The organism is Amycolatopsis sp. NBC_00348 (assembly GCF_036114655.1).
Lineage (GTDB): Bacteria > Actinomycetota > Actinomycetes > Mycobacteriales > Pseudonocardiaceae > Amycolatopsis.
In genome coordinates, this window is record NZ_CP107994.1 from 10416516 (window position 1) to 10439581 (window position 23066).

General features: G+C 70.8%; 19 protein-coding genes. 10 read left to right on the top strand and 9 right to left on the bottom strand.

The window, feature by feature from the left end:
• Nucleotides 1-159: 159 nt before the first annotated feature.
• The 9 genes from OHS58_RS47200 to OHS58_RS47240 all read left to right on the top strand — a co-directional run bounded on the left by OHS58_RS47200 (nt 160) and on the right by OHS58_RS47240 (nt 12670).
• On the top strand, nt 160-684 hold the full coding sequence (locus tag OHS58_RS47200; protein ID WP_247062268.1) for a (2Fe-2S)-binding protein: 525 nt from the start codon (nt 160-162) through the stop codon (nt 682-684).
• Nucleotides 684-3122: a xanthine dehydrogenase family protein molybdopterin-binding subunit gene (locus OHS58_RS47205; RefSeq protein ID WP_326947092.1), complete on the top strand. Its 2439-nt coding sequence runs from the start codon at nt 684-686 to the stop codon at nt 3120-3122. The genes OHS58_RS47200 and OHS58_RS47205 overlap by 1 nt, the downstream gene beginning before the upstream one ends.
• Nucleotides 3119-3973 (top strand): FAD binding domain-containing protein, encoded by an 855-nt coding sequence (locus OHS58_RS47210; protein WP_328646590.1) that lies wholly within the window; start codon nt 3119-3121, stop codon nt 3971-3973. Before OHS58_RS47205 ends, OHS58_RS47210 begins: the two co-directional genes overlap by 4 nt.
• Nucleotides 3974-4079: 106 nt before the next feature.
• The gene (locus OHS58_RS47215) at nt 4080-5123 is read left to right on the top strand and encodes an SRPBCC domain-containing protein (protein WP_328646591.1); all 1044 of its coding nucleotides are present in this window, start codon (nt 4080-4082) and stop codon (nt 5121-5123) included.
• 575 nt (nt 5124-5698) lie between these two features.
• On the top strand, nt 5699-6922 hold the full coding sequence (locus OHS58_RS47220) for a GGDEF domain-containing protein (RefSeq protein ID WP_326947095.1): 1224 nt from the start codon (nt 5699-5701) through the stop codon (nt 6920-6922).
• 107 nt (nt 6923-7029) lie between these two features.
• Nucleotides 7030-8097 (top strand): NAD(P)-binding domain-containing protein, encoded by a 1068-nt coding sequence (locus OHS58_RS47225; RefSeq protein WP_328646592.1) that lies wholly within the window; start codon nt 7030-7032, stop codon nt 8095-8097.
• Nucleotides 8098-8887: 790 nt separating this feature from the next.
• Entirely contained in the window at nt 8888-10489 is a 1602-nt protein-coding gene (locus OHS58_RS47230; RefSeq protein ID WP_328646593.1) for a discoidin domain-containing protein, read from the top strand.
• Between the two features lie 13 nt (nt 10490-10502).
• Nucleotides 10503-11732 carry an MFS transporter gene (locus OHS58_RS47235; RefSeq protein WP_328646594.1) on the top strand — a complete coding sequence of 410 codons (1230 nt, stop codon included), beginning with the start codon at nt 10503-10505 and terminating at the stop codon, nt 11730-11732.
• Complete coding sequence (locus tag OHS58_RS47240; RefSeq protein ID WP_328646595.1) at nt 11729-12670, top strand: hypothetical protein; 942 nt, start codon at nt 11729-11731, stop codon at nt 12668-12670. The genes OHS58_RS47235 and OHS58_RS47240 overlap by 4 nt, the downstream gene beginning before the upstream one ends.
• On the opposite strand, the gene OHS58_RS47245 is transcribed toward OHS58_RS47240, so the two are convergent.
• Nucleotides 12660-13232: a TetR/AcrR family transcriptional regulator gene (locus OHS58_RS47245; RefSeq protein WP_328646596.1), complete on the bottom strand. Its 573-nt coding sequence runs from the start codon at nt 13230-13232 to the stop codon at nt 12660-12662. The genes OHS58_RS47240 and OHS58_RS47245 overlap by 11 nt on opposite strands.
• A gap of 77 nt (nt 13233-13309) precedes the next feature.
• On the opposite strand from OHS58_RS47245, the gene OHS58_RS47250 reads away from it, so the two are divergent.
• Nucleotides 13310-14692, top strand: coding sequence for a cytochrome P450 (locus OHS58_RS47250; protein WP_328646597.1), 1383 nt, complete (start codon nt 13310-13312; stop codon nt 14690-14692).
• Between the two features lie 13 nt (nt 14693-14705).
• Here OHS58_RS47250 and iolD read toward each other — a convergent pair whose 3' ends face one another.
• The 8 genes from iolD to OHS58_RS47290 are packed head-to-tail and all read right to left on the bottom strand — an operon-like array spanning nt 14706 to nt 23018.
• Complete coding sequence (gene iolD, locus OHS58_RS47255; RefSeq protein WP_328646598.1) at nt 14706-16541, bottom strand: 3D-(3,5/4)-trihydroxycyclohexane-1,2-dione acylhydrolase (decyclizing); 1836 nt, start codon at nt 16539-16541, stop codon at nt 14706-14708.
• Nucleotides 16538-17428, bottom strand: a complete 891-nt coding sequence (iolB, locus tag OHS58_RS47260) for a 5-deoxy-glucuronate isomerase (RefSeq protein ID WP_326955275.1) — start codon at nt 17426-17428, stop codon at nt 16538-16540. The genes iolD and iolB overlap by 4 nt, the downstream gene beginning before the upstream one ends.
• Nucleotides 17425-18321 (bottom strand): Cgl0159 family (beta/alpha)8-fold protein, encoded by an 897-nt coding sequence (locus tag OHS58_RS47265; protein ID WP_328646599.1) that lies wholly within the window; start codon nt 18319-18321, stop codon nt 17425-17427. Before OHS58_RS47265 ends, iolB begins: the two co-directional genes overlap by 4 nt.
• Entirely contained in the window at nt 18318-19247 is a 930-nt protein-coding gene (gene iolC, locus OHS58_RS47270) for a 5-dehydro-2-deoxygluconokinase (RefSeq protein ID WP_328646600.1), read from the bottom strand. The genes OHS58_RS47265 and iolC overlap by 4 nt, the downstream gene beginning before the upstream one ends.
• 34 nt (nt 19248-19281) lie before the next feature.
• On the bottom strand, nt 19282-20064 hold the full coding sequence (locus OHS58_RS47275; RefSeq protein WP_328646601.1) for an ATP-binding cassette domain-containing protein: 783 nt from the start codon (nt 20062-20064) through the stop codon (nt 19282-19284).
• Nucleotides 20061-21104, bottom strand: coding sequence for an ABC transporter permease (locus tag OHS58_RS47280; protein WP_247062287.1), 1044 nt, complete (start codon nt 21102-21104; stop codon nt 20061-20063). Before OHS58_RS47280 ends, OHS58_RS47275 begins: the two co-directional genes overlap by 4 nt.
• A 10-nt stretch (nt 21105-21114) precedes the next feature.
• The gene (locus tag OHS58_RS47285; protein WP_328646602.1) at nt 21115-22119 is read right to left on the bottom strand and encodes a sugar ABC transporter substrate-binding protein; all 1005 of its coding nucleotides are present in this window, start codon (nt 22117-22119) and stop codon (nt 21115-21117) included.
• A 20-nt stretch (nt 22120-22139) separates the two neighbouring features.
• Nucleotides 22140-23018, bottom strand: a complete 879-nt coding sequence (locus OHS58_RS47290; RefSeq protein WP_328646603.1) for a TIM barrel protein — start codon at nt 23016-23018, stop codon at nt 22140-22142.
• Nucleotides 23019-23066: the final 48 nt, after the last annotated feature.

Here is a 23066-nt window from a genome sequence, read left to right on the forward strand (position 1 = left end):
ATGCGGTGATTCCACTGTGGATTCTCCCGCAGCTGCGGGAACGGCCGCCGAACGTGTGACATCAGGACTTGTCCGCGCCAGGAAGGCGTAGCACGCTCGGGTCTTGTGAGCCCGATCACGGTCGGGCCTGGCCGCTCCCGAACCGGCTTTGGAGGCCTGATGCGCATTACCGTCACTGTCGACGGGACGAAGTACACCGACGAGGTCGAACCGCGCACCCTGCTCGTGCACTACCTGCGAGAGCGGATCGGCAAGGTCGGCACGGTCGTCGGCTGCGACACCAGCAACTGCGGTGCGTGCACCGTCCACCTGGACGGGCACAGCGTGAAGTCCTGTTCCGTGCTGGCCGTGCAGGCCGACGGCAGCGAGGTCACCACCGTCGAGGGCCTCAGCCGCGACGGGCAGCTGCACCCGGTGCAGAAAGCCTTCCACGAGAACCACGCGTTGCAGTGCGGGTTCTGCACCCCCGGCATGATCATGCAGTCGATCGACCTGCTGGCCGACAACCCGGACCCGGACGAACAAGCCGTCCGCGAAGGCCTCGAAGGCAACCTCTGCCGCTGCACCGGCTACCAGAACATCGTCCGCGCGGTCCGCGACGCCGCTCAGCACATGAGCCCCGGCGCCGGACCCGACGCCGAGCGGATCACCGAGACCAAGCACGTCGGCGTGGGTGGTGACTGATGACCGCGACGATCGAACCGGAAGTCGGAAAGTCACGGCGCCGCAAGGAAGACGAGCGGCTGATCACCGGCCGCACCCGCTGGACCGACAACATCACGCTGCCCGGGATGCTGCACATGGCGATCCTGCGCAGCCCGTTCGCGCACGCCAAGATCGTCTCGATCGACACGTCGGCGGCCAAGAGCGCGTCCGGCGTCGTCGCCGTCTACACCGCGACGGACCTCGACCCGGACAGCTCGATCGGCATGCCCTGCGCGTGGCCGATCACCCCGGACATGAAGACGCCGCGCCGGCCGGTGCTCGCCGCCGACCAGGTCAACTTCGCCGGTGAGGGCGTGGCGGTCGTCGTCGCGCGGTCCTCGGCCGAAGCGCACGACGCGCTCGAGGAGATCGACGTCGAGTACGACGAGCTCCCGGTCATCCTCGACATGGAAGCCGCCATCGCCGACGGCGCGCCGCTGGTCCACGAGGACCAGGGCAGCAACACCAGCGCGGTCTGGAAGTTCGACTCCGCCGAGGCCGGCACCGGCAGCGACGTCGAGGACGCGCTCAAGTCGTCGGAGATCGTCGTCAAGCGCCGCTTCCGCCAGCAACGCCTGATCCCGGCGTTCATGGAGCCGCGCGCCTGCGTCGTCGACCCGACCGGTGCCCAGATCACCATGTGGTCGGCCACCCAGGTCCCGCACATCCTGCGGGTGATGTCGGCGCTGACACTCGGCATCCCGGAGCACAAGCTGCGCGTGATCGCCCCGGACGTCGGCGGCGGCTTCGGCGGCAAGATCGGCGTGCTGCCGGAAGAGATGATGTCGCTGCTGGTGGCGCGGAAACTCGGCAAACCGGTGAAGTGGAACGAATCCCGGTCCGAGACCATGCTCGCCGCGCACCACGGCCGTGACCAGATCCAGGACATCACCATTTCGGCGAACGCCGACGGCACAGTCACCGGGCTCAAGGTCGAGCTGCTCGCCAACCTCGGCGCGTACAACGGCCTGGTCGGCACTGGCGTGCCCATTCTCGGCGCGTTCATGTTCAACGCGATCTACAAGTTCCCGGCGTACCACTTCGCGTGCACCAACGTGTACACCACGACGACGCTGACCGACGCCTACCGCGGCGCCGGGCGGCCGGAAGCGACGTTCGCGATCGAGCGGATCATGGACGAGCTCGCCGACGAGCTCGGCATGGATCCGCTGGAGCTGCGCGAAAAGAACTGGATCAAGCACGAGGAGTTCCCGTTCACCACGGTGTGCGGGCTGACGTACGACTCCGGCAACTACGAGGCCGCGACGGAGAAGGCCAAGCAGCTCTTCGACTACGACGGCCTGCGCGCCGAGCAGGAGAAGCGCCGGGCGTCGAAGGACAAGGTGCAGCTCGGCATCGGCATCTCGACGTTCACCGAGATGTGCGGGCTCGCGCCGTCGCGGGTGCTCGGTTCGCTGGACTACGGCGCCGGCGGCTGGGAGCACGCGGCGATCCGGATGCTGCCCACCGGCAAGGTCGAGGTCATCACCGGCGCGTCCGCGCACGGGCAGGGTCACGAGACGGCGTGGAGCCAGATCGTCGCGGACCAGCTCGGCGTCGCGTTCGAGGACATCGAGATCATCCACGGCGACACCCAGTCGTCGCACAAGGGCATGGACACCTACGGCTCGCGGTCGCTGGTGGTCGGCGGCATCGCCGTCGTCAAGGCCGCGGAGAAGGTGGTCGCGAAGGCCAAGCCGATCGCGGCGCACCTGCTCGAATGCGCCGAGGACGACCTGGAGTTCGCGGGCGGCAAGTTCACCGTGAAGGGCACCGACACGTCGACGTCGATCGGCGACATCGCGCTCGCGGTGTTCGCGGCGCACAACCTGCCCGACGGCGTCGAGCCTTCGCTCGACTCGGACGCGACGTTCGACCCGGAGAACTTCTCGTACCCGCACGGCACGCACCTCTGCGCGGCCGAAGTGGACACCGAGACGGGCCGGGTCACGCTGCGCTCCTACGTCTGCGTCGACGACGTCGGCGTCGCGGTGAACCCGCTGATCGTCGAGGGCCAGGTGCACGGCGGGCTCGCGCAGGGCATCGCGCAGGCCCTGTTCGAGGGCACCGTGCACGACGAGAGCGGCACGCTGACCACGGGTACGTTCGCCGATTATCTGCTGCCGTCGGCGGCCGACCTGCCGTCGTTCACCACGGACCGCACGGAGACGCCGTCGACGACCAACCCGCTGGGCGCCAAGGGCGTCGGCGAAGCGGGCACGATCGCGTCCACCCCGGCCGTGGTCAACGCGGTGATCGACGCCGTGCGCCACTTCGGGGTGAACGACATCGAGATGCCGTTGACGCCGATGCGGGTGTGGCACGCCATCCGGTACGGCACCACCGACGCCGGCGGGCCCGGCAACGAAGCCGGCGGCGGCCTCGGCTCGATCGACGCCACCGGAGGTGCCCAGTGATCCCGTCCTCGTTCGACTACGTCCGCCCGTCCACAGTGGACGAAGCGGTGCAGGCGCTGGCGGCGGCCGGTGAGGACGCCAAGGTCCTGGCCGGCGGGCAGAGCCTGCTGCCGGTGCTGCGGATGCGCCTGGCCACCCCGACCACGCTGATCGACCTCGGACGCGTCCCGGAGCTGCGCGGCGTGCGCGAGGACGGCGACGTCCTGGCGATCGGCGCGATGACCACGCACTACGACGTCCAGCGCGATTCGCTGGTCGCCGAGCACGCGGCGTTGCTGAAAGCGGCGACGGACACGGTCGCCGACCCGCAGATCCGCCACCGCGGCACGCTGGGCGGCGCGATCGCGCACGCCGACCCGGCGGGCGACCTGCTCGCGCCGGTGGTGGCGCTGGAGGCCGAGCTGGTGCTGGCCGGGCCGTCCGGGCGCCGGACGGTGCCGGCCGCGGACTTCTTCCGGGACCTGTTCACCACCGCGCTGGCGCCGGACGAGCTGCTGGTCGAGGTCCGCGTGCCCAAGCACACGGGCTGGCGGGGGCACTACGAGAAGTTCAACCGGGTCGCCCAGGCGTGGTCGATGGTCGCCGTCGCGGTCACGGTTCGTACTGAGGCCGGCGTCATCGAGGAGGCCAGGGTCGCGCTGACGAACATGGGCTCGACACCGGTCCGCGCGACGGGCGTCGAAGCGGCCCTGGTCGGGGCGCGAGCCTCGGCGGACGCGATCCGCGAGGCGGCTTCGCACGCGGCGGAGGGCACGAACCCACCGGTCGACGGCAACGCCGACGTCGAATACCGCCGTCACCTGGCGACGGTCCTGACGGGTCGCGCGATCACGGCCGCGGCCGGCGCCTGAATCCGTGGCTGTCCGTGACCCGGCGTTTTCGCGCCGGGTCACGGCTCCCGGGTGCGACTAGGGTGGGTCACCAGGCACCCAGGTCTGGCAGAAAGGAGGTCGGCCCGTGCGGCTCGACCACGAATTCACCGTCCCGGCTCCGATCGGCGAGGTCTGGCAGGCGGTCGTCGACCCCGAGCGTGTCGCCCCGTGCATGCCCGGTGCCGCGCTGACCAAGGTCGAAGGCGACAAGTTCAGTGGGACGGTGAAGGTCAAGCTGGGCCCGATCTCGTTGCTGTACAAGGGAAACGGCGAGTTCCTGGAGAAGGACGACGCCGCGCACAAGGTCACCATCAAGGCCTCGGGCAAGGACTCTCGCGGAGCGGGCACGGCCGCCGCGACGGTGACCCTGACCTTGACCGAGGCCGACGGCGGAACGCACGGAACCGTCGCGACGGACCTGTCCATCACGGGCAAGCCCGCCCAGTTCGGCCGCGGCCTGATCACCGAGGTGGGCGGCAAGATCCTCGACACCTTCGCGGGCTGCCTGTCGGGCAAGCTGGCCCCGGAGAAGACGGCCGAGCCGGTAGCGGAGAAGGCCGCCGCGCCGGTGGCCGGGAAGACGGCGGAGCCGGTCGCGAAGTCCGCCCCGGCCGCAGCCACGAAGCCCGCACCGGCGGGGGAGAAGGCACCGGGAGGGGCTGCCCAGCCCGGGTCAGCTGCCCAGGCAGGATCGGCCGCTCAGTCCGGATCGGCAGCTCAGTCGGGACAGGCGGCGCAGTCAGGACCGGCCGCCCAATCGGGATCGGCGGCCCAGTCCGGGTCGGCGGCCCAGCCGGGACCGGCGGCGCAGTCGGGACTGGCGGCCCAATCGGGCTCTGCCGCCCAGTCGGTATCGGCAGCGCAGTCCGGATCGGCGGCAAAGGCTGCGCCGGTTGCGAAGCCGGAGCCGGCGGTCAAGCCGGCGCCGACCACGGCGGAGATCAACACTGAACCCAAGCCGGCCGCCGAACGGCCAGCGTTGCACAGCGTCCCGGCCGTCCCGGAGACCGAGGCGATCGACCTCCTCGACTACGCGGGAGCCTCCGTGCTGAAGCGGCTGGCCCCAGTGGTGCTCGGCATCGCGGCGGTCGTCGGGTTAGTGGCGGTCATCCGCGCGCGGCGCAAGTGACCTTGCCCGGCAATTAGAGCGCCCGGTGGAGGTCGCGGGTTCGAAACCTGTCGCTCATCCCGGCCTGGCTGCGCCCTGACCTGACTACCGCCTGAGCCGACTACCCCCTGAGCCGACTGCGCCCAGGTCGACTGAGTCATGTCTCCGCGCGAAGAAGCCCGCTCTGCTCAGCGCCGAACAGCCTGCGCTGAGAGCGCCTGCGCGCTGAGAGCGTCGGGGCGGGTTTCCGCGATGGTGGTATTCCGGTGGCCGTTTCCGGCTTCGGGAGACGCGGGCCGGAGTTCGGCCTGCTGTTCTCGCCGCGGATTCCTGCATCGGTGATCACCGTGGAAGCTGTGAGCAGGGCAGACCTACCCAGAGCGGGTCCGCGGGCCGGTAGCTTCGCCGTAATTCGCCCGGACTGGCGACGCGGCTCGCCGGAACGGCTACGCTGGGCTACCTGGTCGGCCGAACTCGCGCAAGGGGTACGTCACGATGCCGGTCCGTCACCTCCGTGGTCGCGGCGCTTGAGAGCCGAGGCCGCCGTGCGACGGGAAGCTCTTTCCACCTGGACGGGGTGGCCCTCGCGGTGGGTCATGTGGACCGGGGCGAAGCGCCGTTGGATCACCTACGCCCTCTGCTGTGAGCTGGCCGCCGTCGCGACCACCGGGGCCGCGCTGGCCACCGGCTTCGGGGGACCCGTGCGGCCGGTCTGGTTCGCCGTGCTGGTCGCGCTCGGCGTCGCGCAGGCCGAGATGTCCCGCCGCATCGAACGGCTGCGCCGGTGGATGAGCGGGCAGACGCACATCAACGTGACCTCCGTCTGGTACCTCGCCGGTGTCGTTCTGCTCCCTCCTGCCTGGGTGGCGCTGCTGGCTGTCGTGCTCTACGCGCACCTGTGGGTGCGGGTCTGGCGCCACGTGCGCACACGGCCCGCGCACCGATTCGTCGCGAGTACCGCGTGGGCGATGCTCTCCTGCTTCGCCGCGTCGTCCGTCCTCACGTGGTCGGGGTTGCACGGGACGCCGGTGCAGACGCCGCGCGGGCTGGTCGCGCTCTGCCTGGCCGCCGTGGTGTTCGAGCTGGTGAACGTCGGGCTGGTCGCCGCCGGGATCTACCTCTACACGAGCCAGCGGTCGGCCGCGGACCTCGTCGGCACCTGGGAGGACAACGCGTTCGAGGTGGCGACGCTCTGCCTCGGCGGGCTCGCCGCGCTGGCCCTGGTCGAGCAGCCGGTGCTGGTCCTGTTCGTCATCGCGCCGCTGTTGTTGCTGCACCGCTACCTGCTGCTCAAGCAGCAGCTGCAGGTCGCCGCCGTCACCGACGAGAAGACCGGGCTGCTCAACACCGCGGGCTGGCACGAGTCAGCCGTCCGCGAGCACGCCCGCGCGTTGCGGCGCGGGGCCGTCGGCGAGTTCGCGGTGCTGATGATCGACCTCGACCACTTCAAGCGGATCAACGACACCTACGGCCACCTCACCGGCGACGACGTGCTGGCCGCGGTCGCGGTGGCGATCTCCGGCGCGGTGCGTCAGGGCGACACCGTCGGCCGGTTCGGTGGTGAGGAGTTCGTCGTGCTGCTGCCCGGCCTCGGCCGCGCCGACGTGCTGGGCATCGCCGAGCGGGTGCGGGTGGCGGTGGGGGAGCTGAACGTCGTGATCTCGACGGGAGGCGGGACGGTCCGGGTGAGTGGCCTTTCGGTCTCGATCGGGGTCGCGCGGTTCCCGGACACGGGGCCGGCGCTGGATGACGTGCTGCGCTCGGCGGACGCGGCGCTGTACCGGGCCAAGGACGCGGGGCGCAACCGCGTCGCCGTGTGACGGACGGCTACGACGGCGTTGTACCTGGCCGACGATGCGCGCCGCCACCGGGTCGCCATGTGATGCAGGGCGCGAAATACCCGGCGCGGCCAGCCGTTGAACACGACATGAGCAGCGCGGACCACGAAACGGACGTGGTGGTGGTCGGGGCCGGCCAAGCGGGACTGTCGGCGGCCTACCACCTGCGCCGCGCCGGGTTCGCGAACGGTTCCGGGTTCGTGGTGCTCGACCACGGCAAGCGGGCCGGGGGTGCCTGGCAGTACCGGTGGCCGTCGCTGGTGCTCGGGAAGGTGCACGGCATTCATGACCTGCCCGGCATGGCCTTCGGCACCCCGGACGTCACGCGGCCGGCCTCCGAAGTCGTGTCCGACTACTTCGCGCGCTTCGAGCGTGTGTACGACCTGCCCGTCATGCGCCCGGTCGACGTCCGGTCCGTGACGCGCGACGGGGACTGGCTCGTGGTGGCGAGTCCGGCCGAGTCGTGGGCGGCGCGCGCGGTGATCAGCGCCACCGGCACCTGGGACCGGCCGTTCTGGCCGCACTACCCGGGCCAGGAGACTTTCGCGGGCGAGCAGGTACACACGGCTGACTACACCGGGCCGGAAGCGTTCCGGGGCAAGCGGGTCGTGGTCGTCGGCGGCGGGGCGTCGGCGGTGCAGCTGCTGATGGAGTTCGCGCCGTTCGCGCGCGCTACGGCCTGGGTGACGCGGCGGCCGCCCGTGTGGCGGGATGAGCCCTTCAGCGAGGACTGGGGACGCAACGTCGTCGCGAAGGTCGACGAACGTGTGCGCGCCGGGCTGCCGCCGGAGAGCGTGGTCAGCGTGACGGACCTGGCCGTGACGCCGGAGGTGCGGGCCGCGCGGGCGGCGGGCATCCTGGAGCGTCGGCCGATGTTCGCCCGGATCGTCCCTTCGGGAGTCGAGTGGGCGGACGGCTCGCGCTTCGACGCGGACGTCATCCTCTGGGCGACAGGCTTCCGCGCGGCGATCGACCACCTCGCGCCGCTGCACATCCGCGAGGCGGGTGGCGGGATCCGGGTGGACGGGACGCGGGTCGTGCTCGAGCCGCGGTTGCAGCTGGTGGGGTACGGGCCTTCGGCCAGCACGGTCGGGGCGAACCGCGCCGGGCGGGCCGCCGTGGCGGAGATCCGGAAGCAGCTGCGCGCGGATTCTTGACGCCATGGGTCTTCGGTGCGGGGTAACGGGAAACTCGTCGGTCGAGGTCATGGCCCTTACGTTACCGAACACGCGTGCGAAGATCATCGCTGAATCGGGTGAAACTTGGGCGCGGGACCGGCGTGCTATTTCTGTTGCTGTGTAATGGAAATCGCTGTCGGCGGGCGCGAGAAGCCCCCGAATTCCAGGCTACCGGTGGGGACCGACAAAATCGGTACGGGAGCGACTGGGGGAGTGCTTCCGCGGTGTGGTGGTTTGCGAGGAAGCCGTGGCGCGTGTGAGGTCGTGCCCCTTGCGAGATGAGGCGGATCGGCGGCGAAGTCCGGCCAGTGCCGGTCGGGTGGCGGTGGTCGAATCGGGTGCCGTGATGGCGGGCGAATTCGCTGAACGCAACGGAATTGGCGTCAGTGTGAGCCGGACGATTCGAGCGGAGATCGGTGGCACCGCGCTGCTGGTCGCCGGAGGAGTTGGTGTCGCGGCGCACCCGGTCGGGGCACGGTTTGGTGGTGGGGAAACGGCGCTCGAGTCCGGGTGGCGTGCGAGCGAAACTCGGGCAGTCCCAGGTGTCGGAGCAATGTGCCGCTCAGTGAAACATCATCTGACCTGCGGGAACAATGCCAATCTCACCCTCTTGACCGATTCAAGGACGGGACAAGTCTTGTCAGCCGAAACCGTGGCTCGCTACAGTCTTCTTAGTTAGGAAAGTTTCTTAACTGTTCGAACAAAGTACACCTACGCCGCAGCCCAGCCCAGAGCAGACCCGCCACTGTCCGGCCCCTAGGAGCGCGACGTGTCCCCCTTCCGTCTTCGTCCATTCGCACGGCTGGCGCCGCCGATCGCCGTCGTCGTCCTGCTGCCTTCCGCGATCGCCGCCGCCACTACCGCCCAAGCCGATGTCCTTCTCTCCCAAGGGAAGCCCGTCGCCACGTCCACTACGGAAAGCTCGTCGCTCACCGGCGACAAGGCCGTCGACGGGAACACGCAGACGCGGTGGGCCAGCGCTGTCAGTGCCGATCCGCAGTGGCTGCGGGTCGATCTCGGGCAACCTTCCACCGTCCACCAGGTCAAGCTCACCTGGGAAGCCGCCTACGCCAAGAAGTACCGGCTCGAGGTCTCCGACGATGGTACGCAGTTCACCACCGTCACGAACGTCGACAACGGCGACGGCAAGACCGACGACCTCACCGGACTCCAGGCCCACGGCCGTTTCCTGCGCTTCGTCGGCGTCACGCGCGCCACGAAGTACGGCTACTCGCTCTGGGAGCTCCAGGCCTACGGCACGCCCGACTCCGCCGGCGACACCCAGGCGCCGAGCACCCCCGCCGGGCTCGCGCCCGCGACCACGACGGCCACCAGCGTGGGCCTGACCTGGAACGCCGCGACCGACAACGTCGGGGTCGCCGGGTACGACGTCCTGCGTGACGGCCGGGCCGTCGCCACCAGTGCGACGCCGTCCTACACCGACACCGGGCTCTCGCCCGACACCGGCTACACCTACACCGTCCGCGCCCGGGACGCGGCGGGCAACGTCTCGCCGGCGAGCGCACCCGTCACCGTCAAGACCAAAGCGGGCAGTGCCAACGGCTTCGTCCTCGCCGCCGCCGGGGACATCGCCGAACGCTGCACCGCGAGCGACTCCGGTTGCGCGCACGTCAAGACCGCGAAACTCGTCGAGCAGATGGCGCCGGCCGCGGTGATCACCATGGGGGACAACCAGTACGACGACGCCCACCTCGCCGACTTCAAGGCCTACTACGACAAGACCTGGGGCAAGTTCAAGAACATCACCCACCCGATCCCGGGCAACCACGAGTCGTACGACGAGCCGAGGTTCAAGGGTTACGAGGACTACTTCGGCGCCATCGCGAAGCCCCAGGGTCAGCGCTACTACAGCTGGGAGATGGGCAACTGGCACTTCATCGCCCTGGACTCCAACGACTTCGTCACCCACGACGACTTCGCCGAGCCGCCGCAGATCACCTGGTTGAAGCAGGACCTCGCCAAGAACAAGAAGGGCTGCGTCGCCGCGTACTACCACCACCCGCGGTGGAGCTCCGGCGACCACGGCGACAACAAGGACAGCGTCGAGCTGTGGAACATCATGACGGCGAGCAAGGTCGACCTCGTCCTCAACGGTCACGACCACGACTACGAACGGTTCGTGCCGCAGAACGCCGACGGCAAGGCCGACGCGAACGGTCCCGTCGAGATCGTCGGCGGCTCGGGCGGCGCGAACCTCTACGACCTGAGCCCGGCGCACGCGACGACCGCGAAGCTGTTGAAGACCTTCGGCGTCCTGAAGCTGTCCATGACGGACACGTCGTTCCAGACGCAGCTGATCGGCGTCGACGGCAAGGTCCTGGACAGCAGCCCGACCTACACCTGCCACTAGAAGGGGACCGGGCATGTACATCGCGGCAAGCCGTACCTCGGACCTCGCGGCCGGCACCCACCCGAAGCCGGCGCTGAAACGAGTGTCCGCCAACGTCGTGGCTCTCGGCATGGTCAGCCTGGTCACCGACGTCTCTTCGGAGATGGTCACCGCCGTCCTCCCGCTCTACCTGGTGCTCGGCCTCGGCCTGAACCCGCTGCAGTTCGGGCTGCTCGACGGCCTCTACGCGGGCGCCACCGCCCTCGTGCGGGTCCTCGGCGGGCACCTCGCGGACCGGTGGCGGCGGCTCAAGGCGGTCGCCGGGTTCGGGTACGGCTTGTCCGCGGTGTGCAAGCTCGGCCTGGTGGCGGCCGGTTCTTCGGTCCCCGCGATCGGCGTCGTGCTCGCCGCGGACCGCACCGGCAAGGGCGTGCGCACCGCCCCGCGCGACGCGCTCATCTCGCTGAGCAGCGAACCCGGCACGCTCGGCCGGTCGTTCGGGGTGCACCGCGCGCTCGACACCGTCGGCGCGTTCCTCGGCCCGCTCGTCGCGATGGCCGTGCTCGCGCTGAGCCTCGGCAGCTACACGAGCGTGTTCTTCACCAGCTTCTGCATCGCCGCGATCGCCGTGCTGGTGCTGGCTTTGTTCGTTCGCGACCGGCCCGGCACGGTGGACCACGCCGCCGTGTCGATGCGGGCCGCGACGGGTCTGCTGCGCGACGCGGACTTCCGGCGCGTCACGCTCTGGGCCGCGCTGCTCGGCTTGGTGACCATCGGCGACTCGTTCGTCTACCTCGTGCTCCAACGGCGCTGGGACATCGCGGCGACGTACTTCCCGCTCCTGCCGCTGGGCACCGCCGGCGTCTACCTGCTCCTGGCCGTTCCGCTCGGCAAGCTGGCCGACCGGATCGGGCGATGGCCGGTGTTCCTCGGCGGGCACGCCGCGCTGGGCCTGGCGCTGGTCCTGCTCTGCGGGCCGGCCGCGCTGCTCTTCGCCGTGGTCGCGCTCGGCCTGCACGGTGTGTTCTACGCGGCCACCGACGGCGTCCTGATGGCCGCGGCCGGCCCGCTCATCCCGCGGGATCTCCGGGCGACCGGGCTGGCCGTCGTGCAGACCGGACAGGCCGGGGCGCGGATGCTCTCGTCCGTCCTCTTCGGACTCGCCTGGACGTTCTGGGACCTGCGGCCCGCGGTGCTCGTCGCCGCGGGCTGCCTGGTGGCCGTCGTCCTCGCGGCCGCGGTCGCGAAGCCGGTGCGGCCGTGAAGAAACTCGTCCTCGCCCTGGCCGGCACCGCGCTCCTGATCGCCGCGGCCGTCACCTACACCGTCAACGCCCGCCCCGGCGCCGCCGAGGCGGGACCGGCCGCGCAGCTCACGCTCGGTCCCGGTCAGCTGCTGTTCCGGCAGGTGTCGACCGGCCGCGTCGCCGCCGTCCCGCTGGTCGAGCCGGGAGCGAAACCGCAGGTCAGTGGCCTGAAATGCGACCGGTTCGCGGTGGCCGGGACCACCGCCGTCTGCCTGGCCGTGCGGCCCGGGACGCTCCCGCCGGTGACCGACGTCCTGGTCCTCGACGACCACCTCGCCGTCCGGCACTCCGAAGCCGTGGCCGGCACGCCGAGCCGCGCGCGGGTGTCGTCGGACGGCAAGCGCGTCGACTGGACGGTCTTCGTCACCGGCGACTCCTACGCGGCCACCGGCTTCTCGACCCGGGTCGGCGTCTACGAGGTCGACACCGGACGGCTGGTCAAGACGATCGAGGAACTGCCGGTGTTCGCCGACGGGCAGCGCTACTTCGCCGCCGACGTCAACTACTGGGGCATCACCTTCGCCCCGGACGGCAACCGCTTCTACGCGACGCTCGGCAGCAAGGGCAAGACGTACCTCGTCGAAGCCGACTACGCGCGCTTCCGCGGCAAAACCCTGCGCGAGAACGTCGAATGCCCGTCGCTGTCCCCGGACGGCACCCGGGTCGCGTTCAAGAAGAAGGTCGGCGACGGCGGCTGGCGGTTGTCCGTGCTCGACCTCAAGACGCTGGAGGAGACCGAACTCGCGGAGCCGCGCAGCGTCGACGACCAGGCGCTCTGGCTGGGTGACCGGGTCCTCTACGGGCTGGACGGCGCCGTCTGGGCGGTCCCGGCGGACGGCTCGGGGCGCCCGGAAAAGCTGGTCGGGGACGCCGCTTCGCCCGCCGTCACGGGGTGACGTCGACCGCCGCGAACAGCGTCCGCACGCACAGGTCGCGCAGCTCCTCCTGGGTGACCTTCGGCTGGTCGAGCCAGTCGAGGATGACCGTCGCGACGAACGTCAGCCAGCCGCGGACGGCCAGGCGGGTGGTCTCGGTGATCGGCGTCAGCAGGCTGAGCGCGTCCAGGATGCGCGACGCGTTCGCGGCCATCCCGGCTTCGCGGATCTCCCGGATCTCGCCGTCGGCGCCGCCGGTGGCGCGGTGCACGATCCGGTAGCCGTCCGGGTGCGTGCGCGCGAACTCGAGGTAGACGTCGAGCCCGGCCCGCAGCTGCTCGGTCACCGGCAGCGCCGGGTCGGGCTCGCTCATCTCCAGCAGCTGGTCGCGCTGGCCGCGGACGATCTCGGCGAAGAAGTCCTTCTTGGTCGGGAAGTAGTGGTACAGCAGGCCGCGGGAGACCTGCGCGATCTCGGCGACCTCCTCGATCCAGACCTCGTCGTACGGCCGCTTCGCGAACAACCCGGCCCCGATCGTCAGGAGCTGCTCGCGCCGCTGTTCGGTGCTCAGCCTCGTCCGCATCCCGCGAGCTTACTTGACACGGGTTCAGTAGCGGGGGATCGTGACGTTATTGGATTCGAATTCAATAGGGGGACGTCGTGGACACCACCGGCATTCCGCACCGGCCGGGCCGCCTGCCGGTGATCGGCGACCTGATCGGAGCCAACCCGCGCACGCCGCTGCAGGACACCCTGCGCATCGGCCGGAAGATCGGGCCGGTCTTCACGCGCAAGGTCTTCGGCTTCGAGATCGTCTTCGTCGGCGGCGTCGACCTGGTCACCGAGCTGAACGACGAGACGAAGTTCGGCAAGCACGTCGGCATGGGCATCGAGAACCTGCGCGCGGTCGCCGGCGACGGCCTGTTCACCGCCCACACCCACGAGCCGAACTGGCGGCTGGCGCACGACATCCTGCAGCCGGCCTTCTCCGCCGAGGCGATGCGCCGCTACCACCCCGTCATGCTGGACGTCGCCCGTGAGCTCGTCGCGCGCTGGGACGCCGCGACCGGGCCGGTCGACGTCGCCGCCGACATGACCCGGCTGACGCTGGAGACGATCGGCCTCGCCGGGTTCGGCTACCGCTTCGGCTCGTTCGAGCGCGCCGAACCGCACCCGTTCGTCACGGCGATGCTGCGTTCGCTGCGGTTCGCGCAGCTGCAGAACGTCAAGCTGCCGTTCGTCCGGCGCGCGTTCGCCGGGACGGCCGAGCAGAACCTGGCCGACATCGCCATGATGACCGACCTCGTCGACGAGGTCATCGAAGGGCGTCGGACCAGCGGTGAGGAGAGCCGCGACCTGCTCGGCCTGATGCTCACCGAGGGTCACCCGGCGACCGGCGAGCGGCTGGACCCGATCAACATCCGCAACCAGGCGATCACGTTCGTCGTCGCCGGCCACGAAACGACGTCGGGCGCGCTCTCGTTCGCGTTGTACTACCTGACGCGACACCCCGAGCTGCTGGAGAAGGCCCGCGCCGAGGTCGACGCCGTCTGGGGTGACCGCGAGCCCGCCTTCGGCGACGTCGCGAAGCTGCGTTACGTGCGCCGCGCGCTCGACGAGGCGATGCGGCTCTGGCCGACCGCGCCGGGTTACTCGCGCGAAGCCCGCGAAGACGTCGTCCTCGGCGGGAAGTACCGGCTGCGCAAGGGCGACTGGGTGATCGTGCCGCTGCCGCTGGTGCACCGCGACCCGGCGGCCTGGGGCCCGGACCCCGAGGCGTTCGACCCGGACCGCTTCGAGCCCGCGGCCGTGAAGAAGCGGCCGGCGCAGGCGTACAAGCCGTTCGGGACGGGCGAGCGCGCCTGCATCGGCCGCCAGTTCGCGCTGCACGAAGCCGTCCTAGCCCTCGGCATGGTGTTGCAGCGCTACGACTTCGAGGCCGACCCGGCGTACGAGCTCAAGATCGTGGAATCCTTGACGCTCAAGCCGAGCGGCTTCACCTTGCGCCCCCGGGTGCGGGATCGAGCGACCGCGACGGCGTGAGCTTCGTCCCGGCTCAGGACCGCAGGTAGCGCACCTGCGTGCCCTTGGACCGCTCGAACTCGTCGCGCCCGGCGAGGTGCTCGGGCACGCCGACCTCCCACCAGGCCCCGGCTTCGGTCCACGTCGACGGCTGGGTCTTGACGACCACGACCGCCGGGCGCTTCTCGGCCACCGCGGCCTCGCGGGCTTGGGCGTACGCCGAGCGGACGTCGTCCACTGTGGACGCCGTGAAGACCGAGCAGCCCAACGACTCCGCGTGGCGCGCGAAGTCGACGCGCGGGGGTGAGGCGTGTGAAGTCGTGCAGTCGGCGTAGAAGTTGTTGAACGGCTTCCCGCCCTGTCCCTGCTGCAGCCGCGCGATCACCGCGTAGCCGTCGTTGTCGCACACCACCGCGACGAACGGGTGCCCGGCGAACGCCGCCGAGAACAGCTCCGAGTTCAGCATCAGGTACGAGCCGTCGCCCAGCAACGTCGTGACCAGGCCGTCGTGGGCGATCGCCGCGCCCCACGCGCCGGACAGCTCGTAGCCCATGCACGAGAAGCCGTACTCGACGTCCATCGACACCGAGCCGGACCCGCGCCAGCCGCCGATCAGCTCGCCCGGCATCCCGCCCGACGCCGTCATGACGTAGTCATCCGCCGCGGACAGGTCGTTCACCACGCCGACGACCTGGGCGTACGACGGGACCTCCGACACCGCCGACCGCAGCGAGTCGATGTGCGCGTCCCACTTCGCGCGCTCGGTCGCCGCTCGCGACGTCCACGACGGGTCGACCCGCCAGCTCTCCAGCTGCGCGCCGAGGTCGGCCAGGCCCGCGTCCGCGTCGCCGACCACCGACAGCGCGCCGTGCTTGACCGCGTCGAACCTCGCCGCGTTCAGCGTGACCAGCCGGACGTCGGGGGAGAAGACCGTCCAGGACGCCGTGGTGAAGTCCTGCAGCCGGGTGCCGACGGCCAGGACGACGTCCGCCTCGGCCGCGACGACGTTCGCCGACGTCGAGCCGGTGATGCCCAGCGGGCCGGCGTTGAGGTCGTGCGTGTGCGGCACCAGGGTGCGACCCGCGGTGGTCTCGGTGACGGGAATGCCGTGCCGCTCGGCGAAGTCCAGCGCGCGCCGCCCGGCGCCGGAGTACCGGACGCCGCCGCCGAGCACCAGCAGCGGCCGCTTGGACGCGCGCAGCACGCCCGCGGCCTCGGTGACGGCCCGGCGGTCCGGGCGCGGCCGCAGCGGCCGGTGCGTGACCGGCTCGAACAGCGCCTCGGGGAAGTCGTACGTCTCCGCCTGGACGTCCTGCGGCAGCGCCAGGACGACCGGGCCCGCGTCGGCCGGGTCCGTGAGCACCCGCGCGACCTGCGGCAACGCCGAGAGCAGCTGCTCGGGCCGGGTGATGCGGTCGAAGTAGCGGCTGACCGCGCGGAAGGCGTCGTTGACCGTCGCGGTGCCGTCGCCGAAGGGCTCGATCTGCTGCAGCACCGGGTCCGGCGCGCGGCTGGTGAACGTGTCGCCCGGCAGCAGCAGGACCGGCAGCCGGTTCGCGTGCGCGACCCCGGCGGCGGTGACCATGTTCAGCGCGCCCGGCCCGATCGACGACGTCACGACGCCGACCTGCCGCCGGTGCGTCGCCTTCGCGTAGCCGACCGCGGCCAGGGCCATGCCCTGCTCGGTGTGCCCGCGCCAGACCGGGATCTCGCCGCGGTGCTCCTCCAGCGCGGTGCCGAGCCCGAGGACGTTGCCGTGCCCGAAGATCGCGAACACCCCCGGGAACAGCGGCACTTCACGGCCGTCGAGGGTTTCCGAACGCTGCGCGAGGATCCACTTGACCAGCGCTTGAGCCGTCGTCAGCTTCACCGGACCCGCCCTTCGTGGTCGGTGACCGGGCAGCGCGGGTCGAGGTCCTCGGGCTTCCAGGTGTCGCGGATCCAGCTGTGCGCCGGGTCGTCGCAGAACGCCATCGAGCGCTCGTCCGCCGGTCCGGCGAGGACGTTCAGGTAGTACATCGGGTAACCGGGCGCCGCGACGCACGGGCCGTGATAACCGCGCGGGATCAGGAAGACGTCGCCGTCGCGGACCGCGACGTCCTCGTCCAGCTCGCCGTCCGCGGTGTACGTCCGGTGCAGGCCGAAGCCCTCGCGTGATGGTGTCACGCCGTCCCGCCCGGCGATCCGGAAGTAGTAGATCTCTTCGTTGACGACCTCGCACTCGGACGCCTCGTCGTGCTTGTGCGGCGGGTACGACGACCAGTTGCCGCCCGGCGTGATCAGCTCGCACGCGTTGAGCTTGTCCGCGTGGTCCCACACCCCGGGCACGCCGAAGTTGGTCACCTGCCGCGTCGCCTGGCCGCTCCCGCGGACCTCGACCGGGACGTCTTCCGCCGGACCGTACTTAGGTTCGAGCCGGCGGGTGCAGCGGGCCATCGGCAGGGCTACCACCGCGCCGGTGGCCGACGTCAGCTCGACCTCGGCGTCGCGGGGGACGTAGGCGAAGTCCGTGACGCGGCTGAACACCGAGTCACGGCCTTCCAGCTCGAACTCCTCGTCGTCGACGCGGACCGTGAGCGAGCCGGACAGCGGCAGCACGAACGCCTCGAACTCGCCGGTCTCGATCGTGCGGGGAAGCCGACGGCCGATCTTGAGCACCTGCAACCCGGTGTACGCCCAGCCCGCCGCTTCCGGCGTCAGCACGATCGGGTCGGAGTCCTCGGACAGTGTCCCGTGTGGACGGTGCAACGCGCTCACTTCGCGGCCTCCAGAACCTTCGCGGCGGCATCGACGGCCGAGCCGACGTCGCCGCCGGGCGGGTAGAGCAGGGTACGGCCGACGACCAGGCCGCGGACGACGTCGTGGCGCAGCGTCCGGCCCCACGACGCCAGGTCGCCGGCCGGATCACCGGACGGCACGCCGCCGAGGATGACGACCGGGAGCGTCGTCGCGCCGAGGACCTCGGGCGAGTCGGTGGACGGCAGCTTCAGCCAGGTGTGCGCCGACGTCGTCCCGATGCCGGACGCGACCGTCACCGCTCGGGCCAGCGACGCGGGATCCTTCTGCAGCACCAGTTTCCCGCCTTCGCGGGTGTAGGGCAGCGGCTCGACCATCGCCATCAGCCCGTACGCGGCCAGCTCGGTGACGGCGGTCGCGCACGCCTGCAGTGTCGGGATCGTGCCCGGGTCGGAGTCGACCAGCCGCAGCAGCATCTTGCCGCCGTCGAGGCCGCAGTCGATCAGGCTCGCGGCGTCGTAGCCGGTGAACCGGTCGTCGATCTCCCAGTCCGCGCCGGCCAGGCCGCCGCGGTTCATCGAGCCGATCACGACCTTGTCGTGCAGCGCGCCGAGCAGCAGCAGCTCCTCGACGACGTCCGGGGTGCCGAGCAGCCCGTCGACCGCCGGGTTCGCCAGCGCGACGAGCAGCCGGTCCAGCAGCGTCCGCCGGTCGGCCATGGCGAGGGGGTCCTCGCCGACGCCGAGCGCGCCGCGGGCCGGGTGGTCGGCCGCGACCAGGAACAGCGTCCCGGTGTCGGACAGCAGCTTGGAACGCCGTTTGCGCGTCGCGTAGGCCTGGCGGACCGCGCCCGGGTTCGTGGCCCGGGTGTGCAGCAGCTCGCGCCAGCGGTCGTCGGTCAGCAAGGTCGTCACAGCAGCTCCTCGATCTCGGCGGCGGTCGGCATCGCGTCGGCGCACGCCAGCCGGGACGCGACCAGCGCGCCCGCCGCGTTCGCGTACTCGGCGATCCGCACCGGGTCCCAGCCGGACAGCAGCCCGTGGATCAGGGCGCCGCCGAAGCCGTCACCCGCGCCGAGGCCGCAGACGACGTCGATGCGCTGCGGCGGCACGGTCCAGCGGCCGTCCGGGGTGGCCACCAGCACGCCGTCCGCGCCCTTCTTGATCACCGCGAGCCGCAGCCCGCGCTCCAGCATCCGGTCCGCCGCTTCGTCCGGGTCCGCGGTGCCGACGGCGACCTCCACCTCGGTTCGGTTGCCGACCGCGACCGTGACGTGGTCCAGCATTGAGCCGATCTCTTCGCGGGCCTGCTCGACCGACGTCCAGAACATCGGCCGGTAGTCCAGGTCCAGCACGGTGTGCTCGCGGCGGCCCCGGGTTTCGAGGATCTTCCGCTGGGTCGCCCGGGCCGGTTCGACCGAGACGCCCGTGCCGGTGACCCACAGCAGCGGCACCGACTCCACGACGTCCCACGGCACGTCCGCCTCGGTGAGCGTGAGATCGGGCGCGACGGGGGAGCGGTAGAACAGCAGCGGCGGGTCCGCGGGCGGGTTCAGCTCGCAGAACACCACCGGCGTCAGCAGGTCCGGCGAAGTGCCCACATAGGACGGTGAGACGCCGAAGCCGCTCAGGGCCTGCCGGACGTAGTCGCCGAAGCCGTCCGGGCCGACCTTGGTCAGCACCGCCGCCGACCGCCCGAGCCGCGCGGCGGCGACCGCGACGTTGGTCGCGGTCCCGCCGAGCGACTTGGCGAAGGTACTGACGCCGGCCAGGGGGACGCCGCTCTGCTCGGGGTAGAGGTCGACGCCCACCCGGCCGATCGTCAACGCTTCAATAGTCATTTCGCCTCCGCGGGAAAGAGTGCGTCGGCGGGCCTCACTTCTTCTCCACCTGCCGCAGTTCGTGTTCGAGCGCTTCCAGTTCCGCACCGCCCGCCATCTGCCGGGTCAGCTCGTTGATGTCGATGTCCTTCTTCTCGTACGAACCGAGCGGCGCACCCCGCTTGAGCAGCAGGAACCGGTCCGCGACCGGGAACGCGTGGTGCGGGTTGTGCGTGATCAGCACGACGCCGAGGCCGCGATCGCGCGCCTGGGCGACGTACTTGAGCACCACGCCGGCCTGCTTGACACCCAGGGCCGCCGTCGGCTCGTCGAGGATCAGCACCTTCGCGCCGAAGTAGACCGCTCGCGCGATCGCGACGCACTGGCGCTCACCGCCGGAGAGCGTGCCGACCGGCTGCTCGACGTCCCGCAGGTCGATGCCCATGTCGGACAGCGCCTGCTTGGCCGTCTCGCGGCCCTTCTTGCGGTCCAGGGCCTTGAACGGGCCGAACCCGACCGTCGGCTCCGAGCCGAGGAAGAAGTTCCGCCAGACGCTCATCAGCGGCACCACCGCGAGGTCCTGGTACACGGTCGCGATGCCGTGGTCCAGCGCCTCGCGCGGCGAAGCGAACTTCACCGGCGTGTCCTCGACCAGGAACTCGCCGCGGTCGTGCTGGTGCACCCCGGCCAGGATCTTGATCAGCGTGGACTTCCCGGCGCCGTTGTCGCCGAGCACACAGGTGACCTCGCCCGCGTTGACCACAGTGGACACATCGCGCAAGGCGATGACGCTGCCGTAGGTCTTGCCGATGTCCCGTACCTCGAGAAGAGGACTCATCGCCGCACCCTTTCCGCGCGCCGCCGGAAGGCGTTGTTGACCAAGACCGCGGCCAGCAGCATGACCCCGAGGAACAGCATGAACCAGTCGCTGTTCCACTGGGCGAACACGATGCCCTGGCGGGCCATGCCGAAGATCAGCGCGCCGATCGCCGCGCCCACCGCCGAGCCGAAGCCGCCGGTGAGCAGGCAGCCGCCGATCACCGCGGCGATGATGAACTGGAACTCCAGCCCGATGCCCTGGTTGGCCTGCACGCTGGCGAAGCGCAGGATGTTGATCGAGCCGACCAGCCACGCGCCGGCGGCGGTGCCCATGAACAGCAGGATCTTCGTGCGCACCACCGGCACGCCGACCGAGCGGGCCGACACCTGCGACCCGCCGACCGCGAAGATCCAGTTGCCGAACCGGGTCCGCAGCAGCAGCCACGCGGCGATCGCCGTCACCACGATCCACCACACGATCGACGACTGGAACTCCGTGCCGCCGATGTCGAACGTCGACGCGAACAACCCGCCGGCCGACTCGTACCCGCTGGCCGAGCGCATCCCCGACACCTGGACGGTGTCGGTGACCAGCCGCGTCACGCCGAGGTTCAGCCCCTGCAACGCCAGGAACGACCCCAGCGTGACGATGAAGCTGGGCAGGCCGGTCTTCATGACCAGCCACCCGTTGAACGCGCCGACGCCGAGCGCGAACACCAGCGAGACCAGCAGCGCGAGCCAGACGTTCCAGCCCGCCTGCGTCGCCAGGATCGCGGTGACCAGCGACGTCGACGCCGTCATCACGCCCGCCGACAGGTCGAACTCGCCGCCGACCATGAGCAGCGCGACCACCACGGCCATGATGCCCAGCGTCGACGAGTCGTCGAGCCAGGTCGCCACGCCGAGCGGGCTGAGGAACTGGCCGGTGACGACCGAGAAGAAGACGAACACCAGGACGGCGCCCAGCAGCGCCCCGATCTCCGGCCGGACGACCAGCCGGTCGGTCAGGCTCTTCTTGGCTATTCGTTCGTCCGGTTCTGCCTGGATCGCTGCGGTCATTTCACTCCCCTTAGCGGGTGCCGCGCTGCGCGTACGGGGCCACGGTGTCGATGTTGGTCTTGTCGACGAAGCCCGGACCGGTCTGCACCGGGTGGCCGCCACCGATGGTGTTGCCGTTCTCCTTGTAGAGCTTGAGGAACACGATGGGCAGGTAGCCCTGCTCGTACTGCTGCTGGTCGACGGCGAAGAGGATGGTGCCCGCCTTGATGGCGGCCACGACGTCGGCGTTCAGGTCGAACGTCGCCACCTGCGCCTTCGAGCTGGCTTCCTTCGCCGCGTCCACCGCGCGGGCCGCGACCTGCGAGTTCAGCGCCAGGACCGCGTCGATCGACGGGTCGGCCTGCAGCGCGCCGCGGATCCGCGCCTGCGCGTCGGTCGGGTTGGAGATGTCGACCTGCAGTGTCGAGACGGTGCCGAAGGTCTGCTTCGCGCCGTCACAGCGCTGGTTCTGGCCGATGTTGCCGGCCTCGTGGATCACGCAGAGCAGCTTGGTCTTGCCGGCCGCCTTGAGCCGCTGCCCGGCACCCTGGCCGGCGAGGCCTTCGCTCTGCCCGACGTGCGCGATCGCGCCGAACGCGGCGCTCTGGTCCTCGCCCGAGTTGATCGTGACGACCGGGATGCCGGCCTTGACGGCGTTCTGGATCGACGTCTGCAGCGCCTGCGGGTTCGCCATCGACACGACCAGGCCGCCGACCTTCTGCGCGACGGCGTTGTCGATCAGCTTGGCCTGGTTGCCGGGGTCGCCGTCGGAGTAGTAGTCGACGCCCACGTTGAGGTCCTTGCCGGCCTGCTCGGCGCCGTTCTTGACGACGTTCCAGAACGCGTCACCGGCGCTGCCGTGGGTGACCACGGCGACCTGGAGCGGGCCGCTCGAACTCGGCGGCGCCGCGGCGGACGAGTTGGCGCCGGAGCTGCTGGTCGAGTTGTCGGCGCTGGGGCCGCTGCAGGCGGCGAGCACCAGGCCGGTGGCGGCGACGGCCGCCACCACGGCGAAGCTTCTCTTGAACGAAAACACAGTCACTCCTTTGGGACCAGTTAGAGGGCTTGCACGATCTTCGCGAGTTCCGTGAGGCTGCGCTCGGTGTCGCGGCGAGGCACGTCGTCGGGGCTCGCCTCGCCGAGGGCGGTGTCCTGTTCGAGGACGTACCAGCCGTCGTAACCCGCCGCCTGGACGGAGCGCACCATCGACGCCACGTCCACGTCCCCCTCGCCGAGCGGGACGTAGAGGCCCCGCCCGACCGCTTCGGTGTAGCCGAGCCGCCCCGCGCGCACCTCGGCGGCCAGGTCCCCCTTGACGTCCTTCAGATGCACGTGCGCCACCCGCTCGGGAAACCGCTTCGCCAGCTCGACCGGATCGGTCCCGCCGATCATCAGGTGTCCGGTGTCGAGGCACAACCCCAGATCGGAGTCGCGCAGGAACCGCTCGACCTCGGCCTGCTGCTCCACGTGCGTCCCGATGTGCGGGTGCAGCACGGTGCGCAGGCCGTGACCACCGGCGATGTCCCGGATCCTGCCGGCGGTGTCGACGAGTGTCGCCCATTCGGTGTCGGTGAGCGCCGGGCGTTCGTCGTAACCGTCGAGCCCGGTCGCGGCGGCGAGCACGAGGACGTCGCCCCCGCACGCGGCGAACAGCGCGGCGGACTCCTCGGCTTCGGCGAGCGCTTTTTCCCGGTCGGCGTGCAGCACGACGGCGAGGAACCCGCCCACGAGCGTCAGGTCGTGCTCCCCGAGCAGCGCGCGCAGCTCGGCCGGGTCGCGGGGGAGGTACCCGGGCGGGCCCAGCTCCGTTGCCTGGACGCCGAGTTCCGCCATCTCGCGCAGCACGGTCGGCGCGTCCAGCACGCGGCCCCAGCCCGGGACTTCGCAGACGCCCCAGGAGATCGGGGCGGCGGCGACGCGGATCGTCGCTGACACAGAGGGCCTCCGTTGGTCCGTTGGAGCGCTCTATTGATTAGAGCGCTC